At 74.0% G+C, this 23125-nt stretch carries 20 protein-coding genes; 10 read left to right on the plus strand and 10 right to left on the minus strand.

All coding sequences use genetic code 11. The features are described from left to right. Positions 1–4: 4 nt before the first annotated feature. From ABT127_RS04700 to ABT127_RS04715, 4 genes are all read left to right on the plus strand, one after another. Positions 5–916 carry a carbohydrate ABC transporter permease gene (locus tag ABT127_RS04700; protein ID WP_351444506.1) on the plus strand — a complete coding sequence of 304 codons (912 nt, stop codon included), beginning with the start codon at positions 5–7 and terminating at the stop codon, positions 914–916. A gap of 34 nt (positions 917–950) precedes the next feature. Further along, positions 951–2615 carry a glycoside hydrolase family 13 protein gene (locus tag ABT127_RS04705; RefSeq protein ID WP_351444508.1) on the plus strand — a complete coding sequence of 555 codons (1665 nt, stop codon included), beginning with the start codon at positions 951–953 and terminating at the stop codon, positions 2613–2615. A 67-nt stretch (positions 2616–2682) separates the two neighbouring features. Beyond that, positions 2683–3735, plus strand: a complete 1053-nt coding sequence (locus tag ABT127_RS04710) for a LacI family DNA-binding transcriptional regulator (RefSeq protein WP_351444510.1) — start codon at positions 2683–2685, stop codon at positions 3733–3735. Between the two features lie 99 nt (positions 3736–3834). Next, positions 3835–5085, plus strand: coding sequence for an alpha/beta hydrolase family protein (locus ABT127_RS04715; protein ID WP_351444513.1), 1251 nt, complete (start codon positions 3835–3837; stop codon positions 5083–5085). Here the strand turns inward: ABT127_RS04715 and ABT127_RS04720 are convergent. The 9 genes from ABT127_RS04720 to ABT127_RS04760 form a co-directional block, all read right to left on the minus strand. Then, complete coding sequence (locus tag ABT127_RS04720; protein ID WP_351444515.1) at positions 5060–5890, minus strand: ECF transporter S component; 831 nt, start codon at positions 5888–5890, stop codon at positions 5060–5062. The two genes, ABT127_RS04715 and ABT127_RS04720, sit on opposite strands and share 26 nt — an antisense overlap. Next, on the minus strand, positions 5887–7518 hold the full coding sequence (locus ABT127_RS04725) for an ABC transporter ATP-binding protein (RefSeq protein WP_351444518.1): 1632 nt from the start codon (positions 7516–7518) through the stop codon (positions 5887–5889). The genes ABT127_RS04720 and ABT127_RS04725 overlap by 4 nt, the downstream gene beginning before the upstream one ends. After that, complete coding sequence (locus ABT127_RS04730; RefSeq protein WP_351444521.1) at positions 7515–8639, minus strand: CbiQ family ECF transporter T component; 1125 nt, start codon at positions 8637–8639, stop codon at positions 7515–7517. Before ABT127_RS04730 ends, ABT127_RS04725 begins: the two co-directional genes overlap by 4 nt. 3 nt (positions 8640–8642) lie before the next feature. Next, positions 8643–9293, minus strand: coding sequence for an SCO2322 family protein (locus ABT127_RS04735; RefSeq protein WP_351444524.1), 651 nt, complete (start codon positions 9291–9293; stop codon positions 8643–8645). Next, entirely contained in the window at positions 9290–10522 is a 1233-nt protein-coding gene (locus ABT127_RS04740) for an SCO2321 family membrane protein (protein WP_351444527.1), read from the minus strand. The genes ABT127_RS04735 and ABT127_RS04740 overlap by 4 nt, the downstream gene beginning before the upstream one ends. Positions 10523–10952: 430 nt before the next feature. Further along, positions 10953–12107 (minus strand): flotillin family protein, encoded by a 1155-nt coding sequence (locus tag ABT127_RS04745; RefSeq protein ID WP_351444530.1) that lies wholly within the window; start codon positions 12105–12107, stop codon positions 10953–10955. A gap of 13 nt (positions 12108–12120) precedes the next feature. Then, the gene (locus ABT127_RS04750) at positions 12121–12366 is read right to left on the minus strand and encodes an NfeD C-terminal domain-containing protein (RefSeq protein WP_351444532.1); all 246 of its coding nucleotides are present in this window, start codon (positions 12364–12366) and stop codon (positions 12121–12123) included. A 132-nt stretch (positions 12367–12498) separates the two neighbouring features. After that, on the minus strand, positions 12499–13548 hold the full coding sequence (locus ABT127_RS04755) for a Strvi_7410 family MBL fold metallo-hydrolase (RefSeq protein ID WP_351444535.1): 1050 nt from the start codon (positions 13546–13548) through the stop codon (positions 12499–12501). Positions 13549–13655: 107 nt separating this feature from the next. After that, positions 13656–14177 carry a GNAT family N-acetyltransferase gene (locus ABT127_RS04760; protein WP_351444538.1) on the minus strand — a complete coding sequence of 174 codons (522 nt, stop codon included), beginning with the start codon at positions 14175–14177 and terminating at the stop codon, positions 13656–13658. A gap of 122 nt (positions 14178–14299) precedes the next feature. Here ABT127_RS04760 and ABT127_RS04765 point away from each other — a divergent pair, with 122 nt between their 5' ends. The 6 genes from ABT127_RS04765 to ABT127_RS04790 all read left to right on the plus strand — a co-directional run bounded on the left by ABT127_RS04765 (position 14300) and on the right by ABT127_RS04790 (position 22534). Then, positions 14300–15766 (plus strand): aldehyde dehydrogenase, encoded by a 1467-nt coding sequence (locus ABT127_RS04765; RefSeq protein WP_351444541.1) that lies wholly within the window; start codon positions 14300–14302, stop codon positions 15764–15766. 2 nt (positions 15767–15768) lie between these two features. Then, on the plus strand, positions 15769–16002 hold the full coding sequence (locus tag ABT127_RS04770; RefSeq protein ID WP_351444544.1) for a ferredoxin: 234 nt from the start codon (positions 15769–15771) through the stop codon (positions 16000–16002). A 220-nt stretch (positions 16003–16222) separates the two neighbouring features. Beyond that, on the plus strand, positions 16223–18841 hold the full coding sequence (lanKC, locus tag ABT127_RS04775) for a class III lanthionine synthetase LanKC (protein ID WP_351444547.1): 2619 nt from the start codon (positions 16223–16225) through the stop codon (positions 18839–18841). 92 nt (positions 18842–18933) lie between these two features. Beyond that, a complete protein-coding gene (locus tag ABT127_RS04780; protein ID WP_351444550.1) occupies positions 18934–19065 on the plus strand; it encodes a SapB/AmfS family lanthipeptide in 132 nt (43 codons plus the stop codon). Then, positions 19062–20816, plus strand: a complete 1755-nt coding sequence (locus ABT127_RS04785; RefSeq protein WP_502971631.1) for an ABC transporter ATP-binding protein — start codon at positions 19062–19064, stop codon at positions 20814–20816. Before ABT127_RS04780 ends, ABT127_RS04785 begins: the two co-directional genes overlap by 4 nt. Beyond that, on the plus strand, positions 20813–22534 hold the full coding sequence (locus ABT127_RS04790; RefSeq protein ID WP_351444552.1) for an ATP-binding cassette domain-containing protein: 1722 nt from the start codon (positions 20813–20815) through the stop codon (positions 22532–22534). Before ABT127_RS04785 ends, ABT127_RS04790 begins: the two co-directional genes overlap by 4 nt. Here the strand turns inward: ABT127_RS04790 and ABT127_RS04795 are convergent. Continuing rightward, the gene (locus ABT127_RS04795; protein ID WP_351444555.1) at positions 22511–23074 is read right to left on the minus strand and encodes a response regulator transcription factor; all 564 of its coding nucleotides are present in this window, start codon (positions 23072–23074) and stop codon (positions 22511–22513) included. The genes ABT127_RS04790 and ABT127_RS04795 overlap by 24 nt on opposite strands. Positions 23075–23125: the final 51 nt, after the last annotated feature.

A 23125-nucleotide genomic window follows, 5' to 3' on the forward strand; every position in this document is an offset into this window, starting at 1 on the left:
GCACATGTCCAAGGCCACATCCGCCGCCGAGTCCGCGCAGCGCAGCCTGATCTCCGCCAAGGAACTCGCCCGCCCGCGCAACCGGCGTCTCTACTACGCGATCCTCACCCTCACGGTGATCGCCTTCGCGGCCGCCTTCCTGTACCCGCTGTGGTGGATGGCGAGCTCCGCCCTGGAGACACCCCGCCAGTTCGCCGAACAGACCCCGACGCTGCTGCCCAAGTCGGTCCACCTGAGCGCCTACAAGGACGCCTGGACCCAGATGGACATCGCCCACTTCTTCCTCAACACCGTGTACTACGCGGCCGGCGGCTGGGCGATCCAGATGGCGGTCGACGTCTGCGCCGCGTACGCGCTGTCCAAGCTGCGCCCGGTCTTCGGCAACATCGTCTTCGCCGGCATGCTCGCCAGCCTCATGCTGCCCGCCGCGGCCCTCCTCGTCCCCGCCTACCTGACGGTCAACGACCTCCCGCTGTTCCACGTCAACCTCGTCAACACCCCCTGGGCGCTGTGGCTGCCGGGAGCGGCCAACGCGTTCAACATCTACGTGCTGCGCCGCTTCTTCGACCAGATCCCCACGGACATCCTCGACGCCGCGTCCATCGACGGGGCCTCCCGCCTCCAGGTGCTCGTGCGCGTCGTGCTGCCGCTGTCCCGTCCCGTGCTCGCCGTGGTCTCCATCTTCTCGGTCGTCGGCATGTGGAAGGACTTCCTGTGGCCGCTGCTGGTCCTCCAGGACCCCGACCGGCAGACCCTGTCCGTGGCCCTGCACCGGCTGTCCACGTCCACCACCCAGGTGCCGCCCACCGAGATGATCGCCGGTCTCACCATCGCCGCCGTCCCGATGGTGGTCCTCTTCCTCTTCTTCCAGCGCCACATCATCAGCGGCCTGTCCGCGGGCGCCCTCAAGGGATAGCGCCCTCCTCCGCACTTCTGTCACCCCTCATCTCATGCAAGGAGTCCCTTTCGTGGCCCGATCCACCGACGCCCACGACGAATGGTGGCGCCACGCCGTCATCTACCAGGTCTATCCGCGCTCCTTCGCCGACGCCGACGGCGACGGCATCGGAGACCTCGCCGGAGTCCGCGGGCGCCTGTCCCACCTGGCCGGACTCGGCGTCGACGCCCTCTGGTTCAGCCCGTGGTACGCCTCCCCGCAGGCCGACGCCGGATACGACGTCGCGGACTACCGGCGCATCGACCCCGCGTTCGGCGACCTGGCCGAGGCCGAGGCGCTCATCGCCGACGCGCACGCCCTGGGCCTGCGCATCATCGTCGACATCGTCCCCAACCACGTCTCCGACCAGCACGCCTGGTTCCAGGAGGCCCGCGCCGCGGCCCCCGGCGCCGAGGCCCGCGACCTGTTCTGGTTCCGGCCGGGACGCGGCGCCGACGGCGAACTGCCGCCGAACGACTGGCAGTCCGTCTTCGGCGGCCCGGCCTGGACCCGCGTCGACGACCCCGACGGCACCCCGGGGGAGTGGTACCTGCACCTCTTCGCGCCCGAGCAGCCCGACCTCAACTGGAACAACCCCAAGGTCCGCGAGGAGCACGAGGACATCCTCAGGTTCTGGTTCGACCGCGGCGCCGACGGCGTCCGCATCGACTCGGCGACCATGCCCGCCAAGGACCCCGACCTGCCCGAGTTCGCCCCCGACAGCACACCCCCCGACCACCCCTACATCGACCGCGACGACGTCCACTCCATCTACCGCTCCTGGCGCGCCGTCGCCGACGGCTACGAGCCCGCCCGCGCCCTCATCGGCGAGGTGTGGCTCGCCGACCCCGAACGCTTCGCCCGCTACCTGCGCAGCGACGAGATGCACACCGCCTTCAACTTCGACTACCTCAACAGCCCGTGGGAGCCCGGCGCCCTGCGCACCGTCATCCAGGACACCCTCGACGCCCACGCGGGCGTCGGCGCCTCCCCGACCTGGGTGCTCTCCAACCACGACGTGACCCGCCACGTCACCCGCTACGGCCGGACCGACAGCTCCTACGGCCACGCACTGCGTCAGCACGGCACCCCCACCGACCTCGAACGCGGCACCCGCCGGGCCCGCGCCGCCCTGCTGCTCGCCCTGGCCCTGCCCGGCGCGCACTACCTCTACCAGGGCGAGGAACTGGGCCTGTGGGAGGTCGAGGACATCCCCGCCGGCCTGCGCCAGGACCCGATCTTCCACCGCACCGGGGGCCAGGACATCGGCCGGGACGGCTGCCGGGTACCGCTGCCGTGGTCCGGCACGGAGCCTCCGTTCGGCTTCAGCCCCACGACGACGGCACAGCCCTGGCTGCCCCAGCCCGCCGCCTGGGCCGCCCACACCGTCGAGGCCCAGCAGGCGGACCCGGAGTCCATGCTCGCCTTCTACCGGGCCGCGCTCGCCGCCCGCCGCCGGTACGCGGAGGACCTGCGCGGCGGCTCCTTCCGCTGGCACGACTCGGACCCGTACGTGCTCGTCCTCGGGCGCGGCCCCGGCTTCCTCTGCGTCGCCAACCTGTCCGGGACCGACCAGCCGTTGCCCCCGCACGCCGAGATCCTGCTCAGCAGCGCACCGGGCACGCCCGCGCCCGGCTCGCTGGCGCCCGACACCACGGTGTGGCTGCGCACCGGGTGACCGGCCCGGGGTCCGACGTCCCGTCGGGCACACCACGTGGACACCTCCTGGACAGAAAGCACCTTCCATGGCCCGCAGGCTCTCCGAAGTGGCCCGCCGCGTAGGCGTCAGCGAAGCGACCGTCAGCCGCGTCCTCAACAGCAAACCCGGCGTCTCCGACGCCACCCGCAAAGCGGTCCTCACCGCGGTCGACGTCCTGGGCTACGAACGGCCCACCCAACTGCGCGGCGCCAGCTCCCGCCTCGTCGGGCTCGTGCTGCCCGAACTGCAGAACCCCATCTTCCCCGCCCTGGCCGAAGTCGCCGGCGGCGCCCTGGTCCAGCTCGGCTTCACCCCCGTGCTGTGCACCCGGACCGCCGGCGGCCTCACCGAGGCCGAGTACGTCTCCATGCTGCTCGACCAGCACGTGTGCGGCGTGATCTTCTGCGGCGGGCTCAACACCCAGGAGTACGAGTCGCTCGTCCAGCGGGGCGTGCCCGTCGTCCTGCTGAACGCCGCCGTCGCCCAGCCGTCCACGGGCCACGGGTCCGCCGGATTCCCCCAGGTCTCCACCGACGACGCCACCGCCGTCGAACAGGCCCACGCCCATCTCACCGCACTCGGCCACAGCCGGATCGGCCTCCTCGTCGGCCCGTCCGACCACGGCCCCTCGCGCCGCAAGGCCGACGCCTTCACCCGACTGACGGCCCGCCGCGGACCGCACGTCCGTGAGCACCTCGTGGGGCACGCCCTGTTCTCCTTCGAGGGCGGACAGGCGGCGGCGGGCGAACTCCTCCAGCAGCAGATCACCGGCCTCATCTGCGGCAGCGACATCCTGGCCCTCGGCGCCATCCGCGCGGCCCGCCGCGCGGGCCTGGCCGTCCCGGAGGACCTCTCCGTCGTCGGCTACGACGACTCCGCCTTCATGAACTACACCAACCCGCCCCTGACCACGCTCCGCCAGCCGATCGAGGCCATGTCACGAGCCGCCGTCACCCTCCTCGCCAACCAGATCGGAGGTGTCCCCACCAGCGCCACCGAGCTCCTGCACGAACCCGAACTCGTGGTCCGCAACTCCACCGCCCCACCGGCCCTCCGGCGCAGGATGCGCCCCGTGGGAGGAACCGCGCTGGGCGCCTGACCACGGGCGGACCCCCGGCAGGGGGTGTACCCAGACCCACCCCCGCTCCGGGGGCGGCTCGGATGTCGGACGCCGGGTGCCGATCCCTACCGTCGAACCATGACCAACCACTCGCACAACTCGCGTACGTTCATGGGGACTTCGGCAGTGCGGCGCGGCCTCGCCGGGGCGGTGGCGCTGCTGCTCGCGGGCGCCGCCGCGGCCCCCGCCGTCGCCGCGCGACAGGGCACGGGGACGGCGACTGGCGCACGGGGGTCGCTCGTCTCCGTCACCCCCGTCGCCTCCCTCGACCGGGCAGGGGTCACGCGCTGGCTCGCCGACCACGAGATGGACACCGGGACGGTGCGGCAGGGGGTGCGCGCCTACCGGCTCACCTACCGCACGCTCGACGCGTACGGCCGGCCCACCACCGCCACGGGCCTGTTCACCGTCCCGGCCGGCGGCGCCCACCGGCTCGGCCTCGTCTCCGACACCCACGGCACGATGGTCGCCCGCGACTACGCCCCTTCCGTCGGAGACGACTTCGGCCGCATCCCCTCGTACCTCTACGCCTCGTCCACCGGCAAGGCCGTCGCCGCCCCCGACTACCTGGGCCTCGGGCAGGGCCCCGGCACCCATCCCTACATGGACACCGCCTCGTCCGTGACGGCCGCCGTCGACATGCTGCGCGCCGCCCGGGAGGCGGGCCGCCGCCTCGACCGCCCGCTCACCGGCGACGTGTACGCGACCGGCTTCTCCCAGGGCGGCCAGGTGGCGATGGCACTGGGCAAGGAGCTGCGGCGCGGCCCGGCACACGGCTTCCGGCTGCGGGCGCTGGCCCCGGTCAGCGGCCCCTACGACCTGTCGGGCCAGGAGATCCCCGCCCTCTTCGACGGCCGGGTCAACCCCGCGAGCGGCGTCGTCTACACCTCGTACTTCCTGGTGGCCCAGAACCGGCTCCGCCCCCTCTACCGGGACCCCGCCGAGGCCTTCCGCGCCCCGTACGCGGACCGGGTCGAGGCGCTCTACGACGGCCGGCACACCGAGGAGGAGATCGTCACGAGCCTGCCCGGCTCGGTGGAGGAACTGCTCACCCCCGGGTTCGCCGCGCGGATGAAGCACCCCACGGGAGCGCTGAAGGCGGCGATCGACGCCAACGACCGCAGCTGCGCCTGGAAGCCGGACGTGCCGGTGCGGCTGTACGCGGGGGAGTCCGACACGGACGTCCCGATCGGCAACGCCCACAGCTGCGCGAAGCGGCTCGGCGGCGCCCCGGTCCTGGACCAGGGGAAGGCGGACCACTTCGGCAGCTTCCAGAAGGCCGCACCCGGGATCGCGGAGTGGTTCAGGGCCGCGGCTCGTCGAAGCTGACGTCGGCGGTGAAGGCGGCCCGCCGCGTGGCCCGGCGCAGCGCCTTCAGGACGGCGCCGCCGACGACCAGGGTCAGCACGACGGTGAGCGCGGCCCGGCCCAGGTCCCAGCCGAGCGAGGTCGCCAGACAGTAGGCGAGGAAGCGGGCCAGGTTGTCGTGGAGCGGGGCGTCCGGCTGGTAGGCGACGGACGACGCGAGGGAGTCGATGAACGGCCAGCCCGACAGGTTCATGATCGTGCCGTACGCGAACGCGGCGAGGAACCCGTAGGCGGCGAGCATCAGCCGCTCGCCCCGCCCGCGCAGCGAGTCCGCCCCCGGCAGCAGCCCGGCGCCCATCGTGAACCAGCCCATGGAGATCATCTGGAACGGCATCCACGGCCCGACCCCGCCGGTGAGCAGCGCGGACGCGAACATGCTGAGCGAGCCGAGCACGAACCCGAAGCCGGGCCCGAGCACCCGCCCGCTGAGCACCATCAGGAAGAACATCGGCTCGATCCCGGCCGTGCCCGCGCCGATGGGCCGCAGCGCCGCGCCCGCCGCCGCCAGCACGCCGAGCATCGCGACGGCCTTCGGGCCCATGCCGGACTCGGAGATCGTCGCGGCGACGACGGCGACGAGCAGGACGAGCAGCGCGGCGAAGAGCCAGGGGGCGTCCTGGGAATGGGCGGTCACCTGCGAGCCCGGCCCGGCGATCAGCGGCCAGCCGATCGAGACCACGCCCACGGCGCTGACCAGCAGCAGCGCGGCGACGGAGCGCGGGCCGAGCCGGACGGGGTTCGCCTGCCGGTCGGGGACGGGGGTCACGCGAGCGCCTCCCGGACCTGGGCGACGGTCAGCCACGGCTGCGGCGCCAGCACCTTCGCCACCTGCGGCGCGAACGACGGCGACGACGTGACGATCTCCGGGGTCGGCCCGTCCGCGACGATCTCGCCGTCCGCGAGGATCGCCACCCGGTGGGTCAGCTCCGCCGCCAGCTCGACGTCGTGCGTGGCCATGACGATGGCGTGCCCGCGCGCCGACAGCCCGCGCAGGACCGTGACGAGACGGCCCTTCGCCGCGTAGTCGAGCCCGCGCGTCGGCTCGTCGAGCAGCACCAGCGGCGGCGCGGCGGTCAGCACGATCGCCAGCGCCAGGGTGAGCCGCTGCCCCTCGGACAGATCGCGCGGGTGCGTGTCGTCGGCGATCCCCGGCAGGAGGTCGCCGAGCAGGGCCCGGCAGGTGCCGGGGGCCGCCTCCGCGTCCTTGTCGGCGGCGGCGCACTCGGCGCCGACCGTGTCGGCGCAGAGCAGGTCGCGGGGTTCCTGCGGGACGAGCCCCACCTTGCGGATGAGGTCGCGGGGCGTCGCCCTGTGCGGCACGAGCCCGTCGACCCGCACCGATCCGACGGTCGGCTTGATCATCCCCACGAGGCTGGAGAGCAGCGTGGACTTCCCGGCGCCGTTCCGCCCCATCAGAGCGACGATCTCGCCTCCGGCGACCCGGAGGTCGACTCGGCGGAGGGCGTCGACGCGGCCCCTGCGGACGCCGAGCCCGGCTGTCTCCGCGAGCGGCGATCCCGTCACCGCCACGGGGCTCCGCCCCGGACCCCGCTCCTCGAACGCCGGAGGGGCTGTTCTTGCGGCCAGCCGGTCCCGGAGCGGTCCGGCGGCGCGCCGCGCGTCCCGGACCGTCAGCGGCAACGGCGACCATCCCGCCAGCCGCCCCAGACCCACCACCGGCGGATACACCGGCGACTCGGCCATCACGGCGGCCGGGTCCCCGACCAGCAACGGCTCCCCGGGCCCGGCCAGCAGCGCGACCTGATCCGCGTACTGCACCACCCGTTCGAGCCGGTGCTCGGCCATCAGCACGGTCGTCCCGAGATCGTGCACGAGCCGCTGGAGCACGGAGAGCACTTCCTCGGCGGCGGCAGGGTCGAGCGCCGACGTCGGCTCGTCGAGCACCAGCACGCGCGGGTGCGGGGTGAGGACGGAACCGATCGCGACGCGCTGCTGCTGGCCGCCGGAGAGCGTGGCGATGGGCCGGTCGCGCAGACCGGCGAGCCCGAGCAGGTCGAGGGTCTCCTCGACCCGGCGCCGCATGACCGGCGCGGGCAGCCCCAACGACTCCATCCCGTAGGCGAGTTCGTCCTCGACGGTGTCGGTCACGAAGTGCGCCAGCGGATCCTGGCCGACCGTGCCGACGACATCGGCGAGCTCGCGCGGCTTGTGCGTCCGGGTGTCGCGCCCGGCCACGGTGACCCGTCCGGCCAGGGTGCCCCCGGTGAAGTGCGGCACGAGCCCGCTCACCGCGCCGAGCAGCGTCGACTTGCCGACGCCGGACGGCCCGGCCAGCAGCATCAGCTCGCCCTCGGGCACGTGCAGCTCGATGCCGCGCACGGTGGGCGTCCGGTCGCCGTCGTACGTCACGGAGACGTCCTCGAAGCGGATCATGACGACGACTCCTGCTTTCGCTGTACGGGTTCGGGGACCGGCGCGACCCATGCCGGAAGGAGTCCGACGAGGACCCCCGCGGCCGGCCACAGCGGCAGCGCGGGCGCCGTCAGCGGCACCACGGACGGCGCGAGCGCGGCCGGGTCCCGGGCGGCGCTCCAGATCATCACGGCGGCGGCGACCGCACCCGATCCGGCGACGAGCCAGGCCCGCACACCCCACGTGTCGGGCCGGTAGCGGGTGCGCACCGAGCGCCGCCCGCCCAGCCAGAGCCCGCCGAGCGCGGCGACGACCCCGGCGAGCAGCACGGGCAGCCCGTACCCGGCGCCCGAGGAGGCGAGCAGCCCGTACGTGCCCGCGCACACGCCGATCAGACCGCCCAGGGTGAGCGCGGCGGTGGCCCGGCGCACGGCGGGCGGCACCTCTGCGGTGCGCCCGTAGCCCCGCGCGTCCATGGCCGCGGCGAGGGCCACCGACCGTTCGAGCGCGCCCTCCAGGACGGGCAGGCCGACCTGGAGCAGCCCGCGCAGCCCGCTGTCGGGGCGGCCCCGGAGGCGGCGGGCCGCCCGCAGCCGCCGGACGTCGGCGACGAGGTTCGGCGCGAAGGTCAGGGCGACGACGACCGCGACGCCCGCCTCGTACAGCGCGCCCGGCAGCGACTTCAGCAGCCGCGACGGGGAGGCCAGCGCGTTCGCGGCGCCGACGCAGATCAGCAGCGCGGCCAGCTTCAGCCCGTCGTACAGGGCGAACACCAGGCCCTCCAGCGTCACCCGCCCGCCGATCCGCACACCCTGCGCCCAGTCGGGCAGCGGCACCTCGGGCAGCGTCAGCACGACGTGCGAGCCGGGGATGGGGGAGCCGAGGAAGCAGGCGAACACCAGCCGGATGCCGATCACGACGAGTCCCAGCTTCACGAACGCGCCGTACGACCGCGCCCACGGCGCCTCCGTGCGGCGCGCCGCCACCACGTATCCGGCGACGCCGACGAGCAGCGCGAGCAGCAGCGGGTTCGTGGTGCGGGAGGCGGCGGTGCCGAGGCCGAGCGCCCAGATCCACCAGGCGCCCGGGTGCAGCGAACGGGAACGGCTCGCCCGCGGGGCCCGCAGTGCGTCGAGACCCATGGCTCAGCCGCGGCGGCGCTTGGCCTGCCAGATCGCCGCACCGCCGAGCACGACGACGGCGGCGACCCCCGCGAGGACGCCGACGGACGGCAGCGAGCCGCCCGACTTCTTCGAGGACTCCGTGGCGCCCGGCGACTGCTGCCGCTCCTGCCCGCCGACCTGCTCGCCGCAGCCGGTCCTCGGATACCCGGAGACGGCGCACAGCAGCGCGCTGCTGTCGTAGCGCAGCGGCTCGGCGACGGCGGCCAGCGCGTCCGCGGCGGTCGCGTCCCCGCCGACCCGGGCGCACGCGGTGCGCGCCTTCGGCGGAGTCTCGCCGTCGGGCGCGTCCGCTGCCGTGCCGAAGTCGATGACGACGGCGACCCGCTTCTTCCCGTCCCGCGCGGCCGTGTCACCGCAGACCGCGTCGAAGTCGGCGGCGGCGCGCGGCTTCGTGGCGTCCTTCGAGTCCGCGCTCACCGCGAACCGGAACCCCTCGACGTCCCCGTCCGACGGCCTGCTCTGGGAGGGGCCCATGGTCGCGTACGTCCAGGAGCCGCCGTCGTTCTCCCAGAACGACCAGTACCGGTACCCGGCGGCCTGCGCGGGCGCGGCGACGGCGAGGCCGAGGACGGCCGCGAGCAGGACGAGCAGCAGTCGGGCGGCGCGGCTCACTTCTGCTGCTTCTTACGCCCGCTGATGAGGATGCCCGCGCCGACGGCGGCGATGAACATGACGCCCACGATCCACCAGGACACCCCGCTGCCGCCGTCGTCCTTCTTCTCGTCGGCGGAGTCGGCGGACTTGCCGGAGGCCGGCTCGGGGCCCGTCTTGTTCAGCGCGCTCACCAGGTCGGTGCCGCCGAAGTCCCGCGGGTCGTTGCCGGTGGCGTGCGCGGCGAAGATCAACTGCGCGTAGGCGGCGGGCCCCGCGCCCTTCGCCCAGTCCTGCGCGTTCTTCTCCAGCCAGGCGTACGGGTCCTTGGTGTACTTGATGCCCTCGGCGGCGGCGACGGCCGTCACCGCGTCGGCGGTGTTTCCGTAGTCGGGCTGGTCGGCGGCGCCGGCCAGCTGCGACTTCAGGTACAGGTGCGTGGAGAGCTGGTTCTGGAGGTACACGGCGCCGTTGTGCGCGATGCCGTCGGCGGTCCTCGCCGCGTCGCCGCTCTCGCAGGTGTACGCGTCCGGGGCGTCGCCCTTCTCGGCGGCGAAACCGGAGCCGAGGGCGCCGAGGACACCGGCGGCGGTGGCGTCGGCGTTCGCGACGAGCTCGCCCTTCTTGCCGGGCTGGTAGGCGAGCGCGCCGCCGTTCTTCCCGTCCGAGCAGGGCAGGGCCAGGGTGCCGAGGGCGTCGAGGCCGGACTTGCCGGAGCCGGACCGCACCTCGGCGGGCTCCTCGCCGGAGGTGGACAGGGCGCCGAGCACGACCGCGGTGGAGTTGCCGTCGCTGGCGCCGCCCGGGTTGTAGCCCCAGCCGCCGTCGCCGTTCTGGTTCTTCTTCAGCCAGGCCACGCCCTTGGCGACCTCGCCGTCGCGGCCGCCCACGGCGGCCAGGGCCTGGACGGCGGCGGCCGTGCTGTTGCTGTCGACGGGCGTCCTGGCGTCGCAGGCCTTGCCCGGCTCGGCCCGGAAGGCGGCGAAGCCGCCGTCCTCGCACTGCTGCCCGGCCAGCCAGTCGACGGCCTTCGCGGCGGGCCGGACGCCTTCCGTCTTCTGCGCCACGAAGGCGAGGGACTGGCGCCAGACGCCGTCGTACGTGGGGTCGCTCGACCCGTACAGACCGCTGGGTACGACGACCTTCGGGGACGCCGAGGGGGAGGCACCGTCCGCGAGGGCGGCCGGCGCCGCCGCGCCGCCGATCACGACGGTCGCGGCGACGAGTGCGGCGCTGCGGCGAATGTTCATGCTGGGGCGGGTGCCTCTCCCTGCGGGGAGCCGGGCGGCACGGCACGCTGCTGCTACCGGGCGGCTCCAGCTCCGTATGCCTCGACGGTTCTGAGCCGATCATGAGGCGGGTGAGGCAATCCGGCTGTGACGGTTGCGGGTCAGCGCCGGACTCCCACCGGCTTCCCCTCACACACGCTTGATGACGACGCCTTCACTGTACCGGGCGCCAGGTTTCGGGGTCGTGCCGCGCCGGGTCCGTCGTTCGTCCGCGGCCCCGGTGGGGGCTGGTCGCGCAGTTCCCCGCGCCCCTGAGGCATGCGCTGCGCGCAGCCTCCCCTGGATGCCGAAGGCATCTCAGGGGCGCGGGGAACTGCGCGAGAAGCGGCCACCGGGCCGGGCACGAAGAACGACCCGGGACCGGCCCACGACGGCGCCGCACGGGAACGTGTCAGCGGACCTCGACGGCGCCGTCGTCCGAGCCCCGGGGACCGCCCAGGTACCGCTCGACGGCGGAGCCCGCTTCGTCACCGCTCAGGTTCTTGCGGACCGAGTCGAGGATCGTCAGCCCCTGCCCGACGAGCCCGGCCGCGATCTCGCCGAGACCGTCGGCCCCGTTCAGGACGTTCACATTGGCCCCGGCGAGCCCGGCGGACGCCTCCTTCACGATCTGCGGCAACTGATCGATGAGCATCCGGTCCAGCGCGACCCGGTCGTAGGACGCCGCGGCCTCGGCCTGGATCTTCATGCGCTCGGCCTCGGCCAGCGCCAGCACCCGGATCCGCTCGGCATCGGCCTGCGCCGGCTTCACGACCTCCGCGATCAGCTCCTTCTCCCGCAGCTCGGCCTGCCTGAGCGCCAGCTCGGTCTGCGCCGCGAGCACCTCCTGCTGCGCGTGCGCCCGCGCCAGCGGCCCGGCCTGGTCGGCCTGCGCCTTGGCCCGGTCCACCTCGGCGCTGAACTCGGCCTGCACGATCGCGGTCTGCCGCGCGAACTCGGCCTGCTTGCGCGCCGCCGCCTGCTCGGCCTCGACGGAGGCCTGGTTGGCCTGCGCCTGCGCGATCTTCGCGGCGCGCTGGATGGCGGCCTTGTGCGGCTGCGACATGGCCTCGATGTACCCGGTGGCCCCGTCGTCGATGGACTGGATCTGCAGCGAGTCGACGTGCAGCCCGATCTTCGCCATCTCTGCCTTGGAGGTGTCGAGCACCTCCGTCGCCAGCTTCTGCCGCTCGGTGACGATCTCCTCGACGGTCATCGAGCCGATGATGGAGCGCAGATGACCGGCGAAGATCCGCCCGGTGAGCACCGACATCTGCTCCTGGTCGGACAGGAAGCGCTGCCCGGCGTTGACGATCGACTCGTGGTCGTTGCCCACCTTGAAGGCGATGACGGCCCGCACGGTCAGCGCGATGCCCTGCTTGGTCACGCACTTCTCGACGACCTCCGCCTCCGCCATGGCCAGCGACAGGAAGCGGGTCTTGCGGAACACGGGCAGCACGAACTTGCCGTGCCCGGTGACGACGCGGAACGGCGCTCCCCCAAGTCCCCGCCTGCCACCCGAGATCAACATCGCCTCGTCGGGGGCGGGAACGCGATATCCGAACATCCTTGACGTCTCCTTAGCGGGCGCCGCCGTCGCCGTCGGCGAGGAGAGGATCGGTCCAGGCCATGACCACGACCTGCCGGGTGCCGCGCGACTCGATCACGAGCACGGTCGTCCCGCGCTCCAGAGGCTCGTCGGACCACGCGAGAAACGTCTCGGTCCCGCCCCTGACCCGTACCAGCACCTCGCCCGGCCCCCCGGCACCCCGTGTGCCGAGCACCAGCTTCCCCGTACAGCCGACCACAGCCTCGTCCGGCGCCATCGGCGGCCGCCCCCTTGTCGTTCCAGCTCAAGTGAGCTCTTGGCCAGGACCATACGCCTGCGTGTTCCACCCGACCATCCAGGTGCGGCAAAGATCCCCGGACCCCGGGACGGCGTCCCGGTGACGCTCCGGTCAGGGCACCGCGACGTACGCCACCGGGTCGCTGCCCGCGGCCGCCTCCGCCCGTCCGAGCTTCACCAGCCGGCGCAGATGGGCCTCCGCCTCCGACACCGCGATGGTCCGCGAGCCGAACGGGATCTCGGCCCACGGACGGTTCCACTCCATGCGCTCCGCGAGCTGCCAGGGCGTGAGCGGCACCGCGAGCAGGGAGAGCAGATCGGTCAGCCGGGACTCGTGGTGCTCCAGCAGCTCCCGGACGCGGGCGGGCGCGTCGGTGAAGGTGTGCTGGTGTGCCGGGAGGATCTCGGCGGGGGCGAGCCTGCCGACGCGCTCGAGCGAGTCGAGGTAGTCGCCGAGGGGGTCGGTGACGGTGGTGTCGTCCGGGTCCTCGTACAGGCCGATGTGCGGGGTGATGCCCGGCAGGACGTGATCGCCGCTGAACAGGCGCCCGTTTCCGGGGAGTTGGGCCGGGTGGTCCTCTTCGAGGTGCAGGCAGACATGGCCCGGGGTGTGGCCCGGCGTCCAGATCGCGCGCAGCCTGCGGCCCGGCAGGGGGAGCAGGTCGCCGGGGGTGATGGTGCGGTCGGGCAGCGCCGGGTCGAGGCCGGGCAGACGACGCGGGACGCCGTCGTCGCGGGCGCGGGTGAGCGGCGCCACGTGCGCCTCGGGCGCCCCGGCGGCCTCCAGCTTCCGGGCCATGTACGCGTACCAGCGCGACGGGTCGTTCTCCCGGGTGCGCCGCACCACGGCCGCGTCCGCCTCGTGCATCGCGATCCAGGCGCCGGACGCCTCGCGCACCTTCGCCGACAGCCCGTGGTGGTCGGGGTGGTGGTGGGTGATCAGGACGCCCGCGAGGTCGCCGACCGAGGTGCCGCAGTTCGAGAGCCCGGCCGTCAGCGTGTCCCAGGACTCCGGATCGTCCCAGCCGGTGTCGACCAGGACCGGTCCCGCGTCGGTGTCGAGGACGTAGACGAGGGTGTGGCCGAGAGGGTTGTCGGGGATCGGGACCCGGATGCTCTGCACGCCTCCGCCGTGGTCGGTCACCTGCGTAGCCTTCGTCACCTGTGCCACCTCTGTCGCCTCCGTCACTGGTCCCCCAGCCCGTGTCCGAGGGGCACCGGCCGCCGTGCCGAACTCCCGTCACTGTAATGGAACTTGTAGAACTTGTTTCAATGGTTGCCCCGGTCGCCCGGATCGGCGGCCGGTCCGCGCCAGACGGTCTCGCCCTCGTCGTCCTCGCCGCACGCCGTGAGCCCGAGGGCGCGCGCCACCGCCGCCGACGCGTGGTGCCGGGGGTGGACATGGGCGACGAGCTCCGCCGTGCCGTGCGCCGCCAGCCACCCCGCCATCCCGAGCGCGGCCTCCCGGGCGAAGCCGCGCCCCTGCCACGGGGTGCCCACGACCCAGGCCACATCGGCCGTGCCGTCGTCGGCCACGGTCGCCTGCACGTATCCCGTCAGCCGCTCCGAGCCGGTCTCCTCCAGCACCCAGTTCAGCCACGCGGTTGCCGGGTCGGGCGACCCCGCCACCTGGCGGGCGTACCGCGCGCGCAGCGCCCCGGCTGACGGCGGCTCGCCGCCGGTGAAGGTGTAGAGCGCCGGGTCGGCGAGCACCGCCGCCATCTCGTCGGCGTGGGTCACGGCCAGCGGCAGCAGGGTGAGGTGCGGGGTGCGGATCGGCTCGGGAAGCATCCGCGCACCCTATGCCCGGTCGCTCGTCGTGCCCGGCCCCTTCCCACCCTTCCGTATCCCAACTAGAACTGGTATCAGTTCTGAAACACCGTCAGAAATGGTCGGGGAAGAGGAAGTCAGCCATGACCGAGCTCGTGGAACACGGACAGCTGTTCATCGGCGGGGAGTTGACCGATCCCCTCGGCAAGGACGTCATCGAGGTCGTCTCCCCGCACACCGGAGAGGTCTTCGGCCGGGTGCCGCACGCCGCGCCCGCCGACGTCGACCGGGCCGTCGCCGCCGCCCGCCGGGCCTTCGACGAGGGGCCCTGGCCGCGCATGACGCTCGACGAGCGCATCGAGGTCGTCACGAAGATCAAGGACGCCTTCGCGGTGCGCCACGAGGAGATCGCCCGCGTCATCAGCAGCCAGAACGGCACCCCGTTCACCGCCAGCATCATGGTGCAGGCCCTCGCCGCGATGATGGTCTGGGACTCCGCGATCACCGTCGCCCGCGACTTCACGTACGAGCAGGCCCGCGACGGCGTGCTCGGCAAGCTCCTCGTGCGCCGCGAGCCCGTCGGCGTCGTCGCGGCCGTGGTCCCCTGGAACGTCCCGCAGTTCACCGCCGCCGCCAAGCTCGCCCCCGCGCTGCTCGCCGGCTGCCCGGTGATCCTGAAGACCTCGCCCGAGACGCCGCTGGACGGCTACCTCCTCGCCGAGATCGCCGCCGAAGCCGGGCTGCCCGAGGGCGTCCTCTCGATCCTGCCCGCCGACCGCGAGGTCAGCGAGTACCTGGTCGCCCACCCGGGCATCGACAAGATCTCCTTCACCGGCTCGGTCGGCGCGGGCAAGCGCGTCATGGAGGTCGCCTCCCGCAACCTCACCCGCGTCACGCTGGAGCTGGGCGGCAAGTCCGCCGCCGTGATCCTGGAGGACGCCGACGCCGCGAGCGCCGTCGCGGGCATCGTCCCCTTCGCGTGGATGATCAACGGCCAGGCGTGCGTCGCCCAGACCCGCATCCTGGTCCCGCGCTCCCGCTACGAGGAGTTCGCCGACGCCTTCGCGAGCGCGGCCGGCGCCCTCAAGGTCGGCGACCCCCTCGACCCGGCCACCGAACTCGGCCCCCTGGTCGCCAAGCGCCAGCAGCAGCGCTCCCTCGACTACATCCGCATCGGCCAGGAGGAGGGCGCCAAGATCCTCACCGGCGGCGGCGTGCCGAAGGGCTTCGAGCGCGGCTGGTACGTCGAACCCACCCTCTTCGGCGACGTCGACAACTCCATGCGCATCGCCCGCGAGGAGATCTTCGGCCCGGTCATCTGCCTGCTTCCCTACGGGGACGAGGCCGAGGCCGTGAAGATCGCCAACGACTCCGACTACGGCCTGAGCGGCAGCGTCTGGACCGCCGACGTCGAGCGCGGCATCGACGTCGCGCGCCGGGTGCGGACGGGGACGTACAGCGTCAACACCTTCAGCCTCGACATGCTCGGCCCGTTCGGCGGCTACAAGAACAGCGGCGTGGGGCGGGAGTTCGGGCCCGAGGGGTACGGCGAGTACTTCGAGCACAAGATGATCCACCTGCCCGCCGGGTACGAGCCCGAGGGGGCCTGAGCATGGGTGACCGGTGGCACGTGGAGGTCGACCGGAGCGTGTGCATCGGGTCGGGCATGTGCGTGAACCACGCGCCGGACGCCTTCCGCCTGGACACGGCCCGGCAGTCCCACCCGGAGCACCCCGACACGGACGCCAACGAGCCGGTTCTCGCGGCCGCCGAGGGCTGCCCCGTCGAGGCGATCATGATCACCCTCCAGGACAACGGCGAGGCGGTGTTCCCGCCCGAGGAGTGACGCGTGGCCGGGGCGGGCGTTGCTGTACCGAGGCGCCCGCCCCGGCACCGGACAGAAAGCGGATTCCGCCCGCGCGAACGCCCGACTCGAACTCCAATTCCCCGTGCATTCCGCACAGTCATCTCATGACAGCTGTGACTGTCCGGCCTCCTTCACCGCGTGTCAATCTCGGTTCCGGTCGCCACCCGAGAAACGGGACGCCGAGGAGGGCAACGGACGCATGGACAAGCGGTACGAGATATACGCGCTTGCCGACCCGAATTTCTACGAGACGCCGGAACGGCTCTCCGGGAACGGGCAGGGCCGCACGCTGCCCGAGTTCGACACCGCCCGCCGGCCGGTCCCCGCCGGATGGCGCGCCGACAGCAACGGCGAGTGGCTGAGTCTCACGCCCCTCGCCGACGACGGCACCCCGCGCCAGGGCCCCTGGCAGGGCTGGAAGATCCACGCGACGGCGACCCGGGCCAACGCCGACAAGACCGCGGCGATCATCTGGGACTACTGCATATCCCGCGGGATACCGTTCAAATTCGTACCGGCTCCGCACCTGCTCCATCTGCGGAACGCGAAATACGCCGGGCGCGACACCAGCGGAAAGTTCGCCACCATATACCCGGCCGACGACGAGCGATGTCATCGCATACTCGTGGAACTCGGAGAATTGCTGGCCGGTTTCGACGGCCCGTACATCCTGACCGACCTCCGCTGGGGCGAAGGGCCGCTGTTCGTGCGCTACGGCGCGTTCGCCCGCCGCATGGTCGTCGACCCGCGCGGCACCCTCGTCAGCGCCGTCGAGGACGCCACCGGACGGCTCGTGCCGGACAACCGCGAGCCCGCGTTCCAGGTGCCGGAGTGGGTGACCCTGCCCGGCTTCCTCAAGCCGCACCTGGACGCCCGCAACGCCACCACCGTCGCCGATCTGCCCTACCGCTTCGAGAAGGCGCTGCACTTCTCCAACGGCGGCGGTGTCTACCGCGGCGTCGACACCCGCGACGGCAGAACCGTGGTCCTCAAGGAGGGCCGCCCGCACGCCGGCCTGGCCGCCGACGGCGCCGACGCCATCGCCCGCCTGGAGCGCGAGAAGACCGCCCTGGAGAGACTCTCCGGGCTCGGCGTCGCCCCCGAGGCCCGCGACTGGTTCCTCGTCGACGACCACCGCTTCCTCGTCATGGACCACGTGCCGGGCCGCCCGCTCAACGCCTACTTCGCCGAACGGCATCCGCTGCTCGCCGCCGACCCCGACCCCGAGAAGGTGGCCGCCTACACCGCCTGGGCGCTCGGGATCGTCGCCGCGGTCGAGGCCGCCGTCGCCCGGGTCCACGAACGCGGCGTCGTCTTCAACGACCTGCACATGTTCAACATCATGGTCGACCCCGACGAACACACGGTCACCCTCATCGACTTCGAGGCCGCCACCCGCGTCGAGGAGAGCGGCGGCCAGCTGCTCGCCCACCCCGGCTTCTGGGCGCCGCTCGACCGCAGCGGACCCGAGATCGACCGCTACGCCCTCGCCTGCCTGCGCCTCGCGATGTTCCTGCCCGTCACCACGCTGTTCGTGGTCGACCGCGGCAAGGCCGCCCATCTCGCCGACGTGATCGCCGCCGAATTCCCCACCGTGCCCCGGACGTTCCTCGACGAGGCCGTCGCCGAGATCACCCGGGACGCGGGCCCGGGGGAGGAGCGCGCCCCGGCGGTCCCCAGCCGCACCGCGCCGCGCGCCACCGCCCTGCCGGAGCCGGCCGACTGGCCGCGCAGCCGCGACTCCATGGTGGCGGGCATCCTCGCCTCGGCCACCCCCGACCGCGACGACCGGCTCTTCCCCGGTGACGTCGTCCAGTTCGCCACCGGCGGCGGGCTCGGCCTCGCGCACGGTGCCGCCGGCGTCCTCTACGCCCTCGACCTGGTCGGCGCCGGCCGCTTCGAGCAGGGCGAGCGCTGGCTCCTGGACCACACCGCGCCGACGCCGCGCGGCACCGCGCTCGGGCTCTACGACGGCCTCGCCGGCATCGCGTACGTCCTGCACCACCTCGGCCACCCGCAGCGCGCCCTCGACCAGGTCGACACCCTGCTGGGAGAGAAGTGGCAACGGCTCGCCGTGCAGTTGCACAGCGGCCTCGCCGGAGTCGGCCTCGTCCTCGACCACCTCGCGCACGCCACCGGCGAGAGCGCCCTCGCCGACCGCGCCGCCGAGGCCACCGCCATCGTCGCCGAGCGGATCACCGAGGCCCTGGCCGCCGACGGCAACGGCGGGTCGCCGCGCAGGGCGGGCCTGATGCGCGGGCTGAGCGGCCCCGCCCTGTTCCTGCTGCGCCGCCACGAACGCACCGGCGACCCGGCCCTCCTGCGCCTCGCGCGGCAGGCCCTGGAACTGGACCTCCAGCGCTGCCGGACCTCGTCCGACGGCGGCCTCCACGTCGACGAGGGCTGGCGCACCATGCCGTACCTCGCCGACGGCAGCGCGGGCATCGGCATGGTCGTCGACGACTACCTCGCCCTCGCGCCCGACCCCGAACTGGAACGGGCCCGCGCGGGCGCCGTGACCGCCGCCAGCTCCCGCTTCTACATCCAGCCCGGCCTCTTCGAAGGCCGCGCGGGCATGATCCTGCACCTCGCCCGCACCACCGCGCCCCAGGCCGAGGCCCGCCACCTCGCCGCGCAGATCGACGGCCTCGGCTGGCTGTCGATGCGCTACCGCGACCATCTCGCCTTCCCGGGCCACCAGATGATGCGCCTGTCCATGGACCTCGCCACCGGAACGGCCGGCTGCCTGCTCGCCCTGGGCGCCGCCCACGGCACCCCGGCCCACCTGCCGTTCCTCCCGCCGCTCCGGCGGCCCTAGAGCCGGCTCCGGCCCTGCCCGGAACCGTGTCCCAACCGCACCACCCGTCCCCGGCGGCACGTACCCACGTGCCGCAGACGAAAGGATTCACCATGGCCCTTCTCGACCTGCAGAACATGGAAGCCGACGCGACCCACGGTGGTGGCGGTGGCGGCGCCGGCAGCAACGTCAGCCTGCTGCTCTGCGACAAGTTCAGCTCCAACAGCACCCTTCTGTGCCTGTGACCGACAGCAGCACCGCGGGCCCGTCCTCCTCGGAGGGCGGGCCCGCCCCTGCCGTCGAGCAGCCGGGCGACGACGCCCTGCTGCGCGCCGCGATCCGGCACAGCGCCGCCCGCTGCGTGGCCCTGTGCCTGCTCAGCACCGCCGGCGCGGGCGTCGGCCTGCTGCTCCCCTACGTCCTCGGGCGCACCCTGGACGCCCTGCTCGACGGCCACGCCGGGGGCGACGCGCGCCACTGGCTGACGATCAGTGCCGCGCTCGTCGCCGCCGGCACGCTGCTCGACTGCTGCGAGGACGTCCTCACCGGCACGACCGCCGCCCGCACCACCGCCTGGCTGCGCCACCGCCTCGTCCGGCACGTCCTGGACACCGGCCCGCGCGCCACCGCCCGCTTCCCGGCCGGAGACCTGGTCGCCCGCCTCGTCGGCGGCACCGCCCAGGCCGGGCCCGCCCCCGCGACCGTCGCCGCCCTCACCGCGACCCTGCTCACCCCCCTCGGGGCGATCGTCGCCCTCGGACTCATCGACCTCCGCCTCGCGCTCGTGTTCCTCGTCGGCGCCCCGGCCCTCGCCCTGCTCCTGCGGGCCTTCGCGCGCGCCACCTCCGACTGCGTCAGCGGCTACCTGCGCGCCCAGGGCGACCTCGCGACCCGGCTCACCGAGGCGATCGGCGGGGCCCGCACCATCGCCGCCGCCCGCACCGCCGACCGGGAGACCGCGCGCGTCCTCGCACCGCTGCCCGAACTGTCCCGCCAGGGCCTGCGGATGTGGCGGGTGCAGGGCCGGGCGAGCGCGGGAGCCGTCACCCTCGCCCCGCTGCTCCAGATCGCGGTGATCGCGGCGGCGGGCCTGCTCCTGCTCCACCACCACCTGTCCATCGGCGCGCTGCTGGCCGCCTCCCGCTACGCCGTCCTCGCCACCGGCGTCGGAGCGCTCGTCGGCGACCTCGGCGCCCTGGTCCGCACCCGGACCGCCGGGCGCCGCGTCGCCGAGGTCCTCGACCAGCCCGCACCCCGTCACGGAACCGCCGAACTCCCGCTTGAAGGTGGCCACTTGGAGCTGCGCGGCGTGACGGCCCGGCGCGCCGGACGCACCGTGCTCGACGGTGTCGACCTGACCGTGCCCGCGGGCCGCACCCTCGCCGTCGTCGGCGCGTCCGGCGCGGGCAAGTCCACGCTCGCCGCGCTCGCCGGCCGCCTCACCGACCCGGACGAGGGCACCGTCCTCCTCGACGGCGTACCGCTGCCCGACCTGAGCCGCGCCGCCCTGCGCGCCGCCGTCGGCCACGCCTTCGAGCGCCCCGCCCTGCTCGGCGACACCCTCGCCGACACGATCGCGCTGGGCGCGCCGAAGGACCGGGTGGTCCCGGCCGCCCGCGCCGCCCGCGCCGACTCGTTCGTGCGCCGCCTGCCCGACGGCTACGCCACCGCCTGCGCGGGCGTGCCGCTGTCCGGCGGCGAACTCCAACGCCTGGGCCTGGCGCGGGCGTTCGCGCACGGCGGGCGGCTGCTCGTCCTGGACGACGCGCTCTCCAGCCTCGACACCGTCACCGAGCACGAGATCGCCGCCGCCCTCCTCGACCACACCCCCGGCGCCACCCGCCTGATCGTCGCGCACCGCGCCACCACCGCGGCCCGCGCCGACACGGTCGCCTGGCTCGACGGCGGCCGCGTCCGCGCCCTCGGCCCGCACGAGCGGCTGTGGCGCGATCCGGCCTACCGGGCGGTGTTCGCGGGGGAGGACGGCCCCGCGTGAGCGAACTCTCCCGTCTCGGCGTCCGCTTCCTGCTGCGCCGCCGCGGCCCGCTCGGCCGGCTCGCGGCGTGGTCGGTCCTGGAGACCGGCCAGACCTTCCTGCTCGGCCTCGCGCTCGCCCGCGCCCTCGACGACGGCTTCCTCGCCGGACGCCAGGGCACCGGCCTGCTCTGGCTCGCCGTCGCCGCCCTCGGGGTGGCCGTGGGCGCCCTGGGCACCGCACGGGTCTACGGCGCCGTCGCCGACCTCGTCGAACCGGCCCGGGACGCGCTCGTGCGCCGGGTCGTCGCGCGCGGGGTGCGGGACGCCGACGGGGGAGCGGTGTCCCGGCTCACCCAGCAGGTCGAGATCGCCCGGGACACCTTCGCGGGCCTGGTCCTGGTCTCCCGGTCGTTCGTGTTCACCGCGGCGGGCGCTCTGATCGGCCTGTGCTCGCTCGCCCCCGTCCTGCTGCTGGTCGTCGCCCCGCCGCTGGTCGCCGGGCTCGCCCTGTTCCTGGCCACGCTGCGCCCGCTGGCCCGCCGCCAGGAGGCGTTCCTCACCGCCGACGAAGCGGTGTCCACCCGGCTCAGCACGGTGTGCGCGGGCCTCAGGGACGTCACCGCGGCAGGCGCCGAGGACGCCACGGCCGACGCCGCGGGCACCCTCGTCGACCGCGAGGCGCGGGCCTCGCGCACGCTTGCGCGCTGGTCGGTGCCCCGGGTCCTCGCGCTGGCCCTCGGCGGCCAACTGCCTCTGCTGCTGCTCCTGTTCACCGCTCCCTGGACCCTGGAGCGCGGAGTGACCCCGGGCGCCCTGGTCGGCGCCGTCGCCTACGTCACCCAGTCCCTGCTGCCCGCGCTGCAGAGCCTGATCCACGGCCTCGGCACCGGCGGCTCCCGCCTCGTCGTCGTGCTGCGCAGGCTGACCGCGTACGAGAGCGGGACCCAGGACCCCGCGACGGAGGCTGACGCGCCGCGGCCGGGAGCGCCGGCCCTGGAGGTCTCCGGGCTGACCTTCGCCTACGGCCCCGGCGCCGAGCCGGTGCTGGACGGCCTCGCCCTCGTCGTCCCGCGCGGCGGCCACCTCGCCGTCGTCGGGCCCAGCGGCATCGGCAAGTCGACCCTGGCCGGACTCGTCGCCGGGCTGCTCGTGCCGGACGCCGGCGAGGTCCGGGTCGGCGGGGTCCCGGCCCGCTCGCGCGAGGCGGCCGCACAGCGGGTGCTGATCCCGCAGGAGGCGTACGTCTTCGGCGGCACCCTGCGCGCCAACCTCGGCTATCTGCGCCCCGACGGCGTCCCCGACGCCGAACTGACGGCCGCCGCCGAGGTCCTGGGCCTCGGGCCGCTCCTGGACCGGCTCGGCGGACTCGACGCCCCGCTCGGCCCGGCCGTGCTCGCGGCGCTCTCCGCCGGGGAGCGCCAGCTGATCGCCCTGGCCCGCGCCTACCTCTCGCCCGCCCCGCTGGCCGTGCTCGACGAGGCCACCTGCCATCTCGACCCGGCGGCCGAGGCGCGCGCGGAGCGGGCGTTCGCGGCCCGGCCCGGCGGCGCCCTCGTCGTCATCGCCCACCGGATCAGCTCGGCCCGCCGGGCCGAGCTGATCCTCGTCATGGACGGGCGGCACGCCCTGTGCGGCGGTCACCGGGAGCTGCTGGCACGCTCCGCGCTCTACCGGGACCTGACCGGGGTGTGGGACGGCGCCGCCCGGCCGTCCTCACAGCCAGCCCGCCCCCTGTGAGATGCGGATCGCGTCGACCCGGTTGCGGGCGCCGGTCTTGCGGGTGATGGCGGCCATGTAGTTGCGCACCGTGCCGTTCGACAGGTGCAGGCTGCGCGCTATCTCGGCGACCGACGCACCCTCGGCGGCCAGCGACAGCACGCTGAGCTCCCGCCTGGTCAGAGGGCTCTGTGCGGCCTGCAGGAATCCGAACCCCAGGGACTCGTCGACGTACCGCCGGCCCTCGGCCACCTGTCTTATCCCCGTCAGCAACTGCTCCACCGGCCCGGCCTTGTCGACGAACCCCAGGGCGTCCGCCTCCGCCGCCCGGCGCAGCAGGCCGGGGCGGCCGGAGGTGGCGAGCACCAGCAGCGCGCGTCCCGGGCCGCCGGTGTGCAGGTCTCCCAGTGGTGGCATCCCGTAGTTCTCCTCGCAGTCCAGGTCGGCCACGCAGAGGTGCGGCCGGAGCGCGCTCGCGCGGCGGGACGCGCCGCGCCAGGGCGTGTGGTGCACCTCCAGGTCGGGCTCCCTCGCCAGACGTTCGGCGAGGGCCCCTCGCATGAGGCATAAGTCGTGCACGAGAAGTACCCGGATCACATGTCCCCCTCAGAG

Origin of the sequence: Streptomyces sp. NPDC001904 (genome assembly GCF_040297005.1) — a bacterium.
Taxonomy (GTDB): domain Bacteria; phylum Actinomycetota; class Actinomycetes; order Streptomycetales; family Streptomycetaceae; genus Streptomyces.

Bases quoted from the DNA above. Each gene is read 5' to 3' on its own strand.
- ABT127_RS04700 (WP_351444506.1), top strand. From the start codon at position 5: ATGTCCAAGGCCACATCCGCCGCCGAGTCCGCGCAGCGCAGCCTGATC.
- ABT127_RS04705 (WP_351444508.1), top strand. From the start codon at position 951: ATGCAAGGAGTCCCTTTCGTGGCCCGATCCACCGACGCCCACGACGAA.
- ABT127_RS04710 (WP_351444510.1), top strand. From the start codon at position 2,683: ATGGCCCGCAGGCTCTCCGAAGTGGCCCGCCGCGTAGGCGTCAGCGAA.
- ABT127_RS04715 (WP_351444513.1), top strand. From the start codon at position 3,835: ATGACCAACCACTCGCACAACTCGCGTACGTTCATGGGGACTTCGGCA.
- ABT127_RS04725 (WP_351444518.1), bottom strand. From the start codon at position 7,518: ATGATCCGCTTCGAGGACGTCTCCGTGACGTACGACGGCGACCGGACG.
- ABT127_RS04730 (WP_351444521.1), bottom strand. From the start codon at position 8,639: ATGGGTCTCGACGCACTGCGGGCCCCGCGGGCGAGCCGTTCCCGTTCG.
- ABT127_RS04740 (WP_351444527.1), bottom strand. From the start codon at position 10,522: ATGAACATTCGCCGCAGCGCCGCACTCGTCGCCGCGACCGTCGTGATC.
- ABT127_RS04745 (WP_351444530.1), bottom strand. From the start codon at position 12,107: ATGTTCGGATATCGCGTTCCCGCCCCCGACGAGGCGATGTTGATCTCG.
- ABT127_RS04750 (WP_351444532.1), bottom strand. From the start codon at position 12,366: ATGGCGCCGGACGAGGCTGTGGTCGGCTGTACGGGGAAGCTGGTGCTC.
- ABT127_RS04760 (WP_351444538.1), bottom strand. From the start codon at position 14,177: ATGCTTCCCGAGCCGATCCGCACCCCGCACCTCACCCTGCTGCCGCTG.
- ABT127_RS04765 (WP_351444541.1), top strand. From the start codon at position 14,300: ATGACCGAGCTCGTGGAACACGGACAGCTGTTCATCGGCGGGGAGTTG.
- ABT127_RS04770 (WP_351444544.1), top strand. From the start codon at position 15,769: ATGGGTGACCGGTGGCACGTGGAGGTCGACCGGAGCGTGTGCATCGGG.
- lanKC (WP_351444547.1), top strand. From the start codon at position 16,223: ATGGACAAGCGGTACGAGATATACGCGCTTGCCGACCCGAATTTCTAC.
- ABT127_RS04780 (WP_351444550.1), top strand. From the start codon at position 18,934: ATGGCCCTTCTCGACCTGCAGAACATGGAAGCCGACGCGACCCACGGT.
- ABT127_RS04795 (WP_351444555.1), bottom strand. From the start codon at position 23,074: ATGCGAGGGGCCCTCGCCGAACGTCTGGCGAGGGAGCCCGACCTGGAG.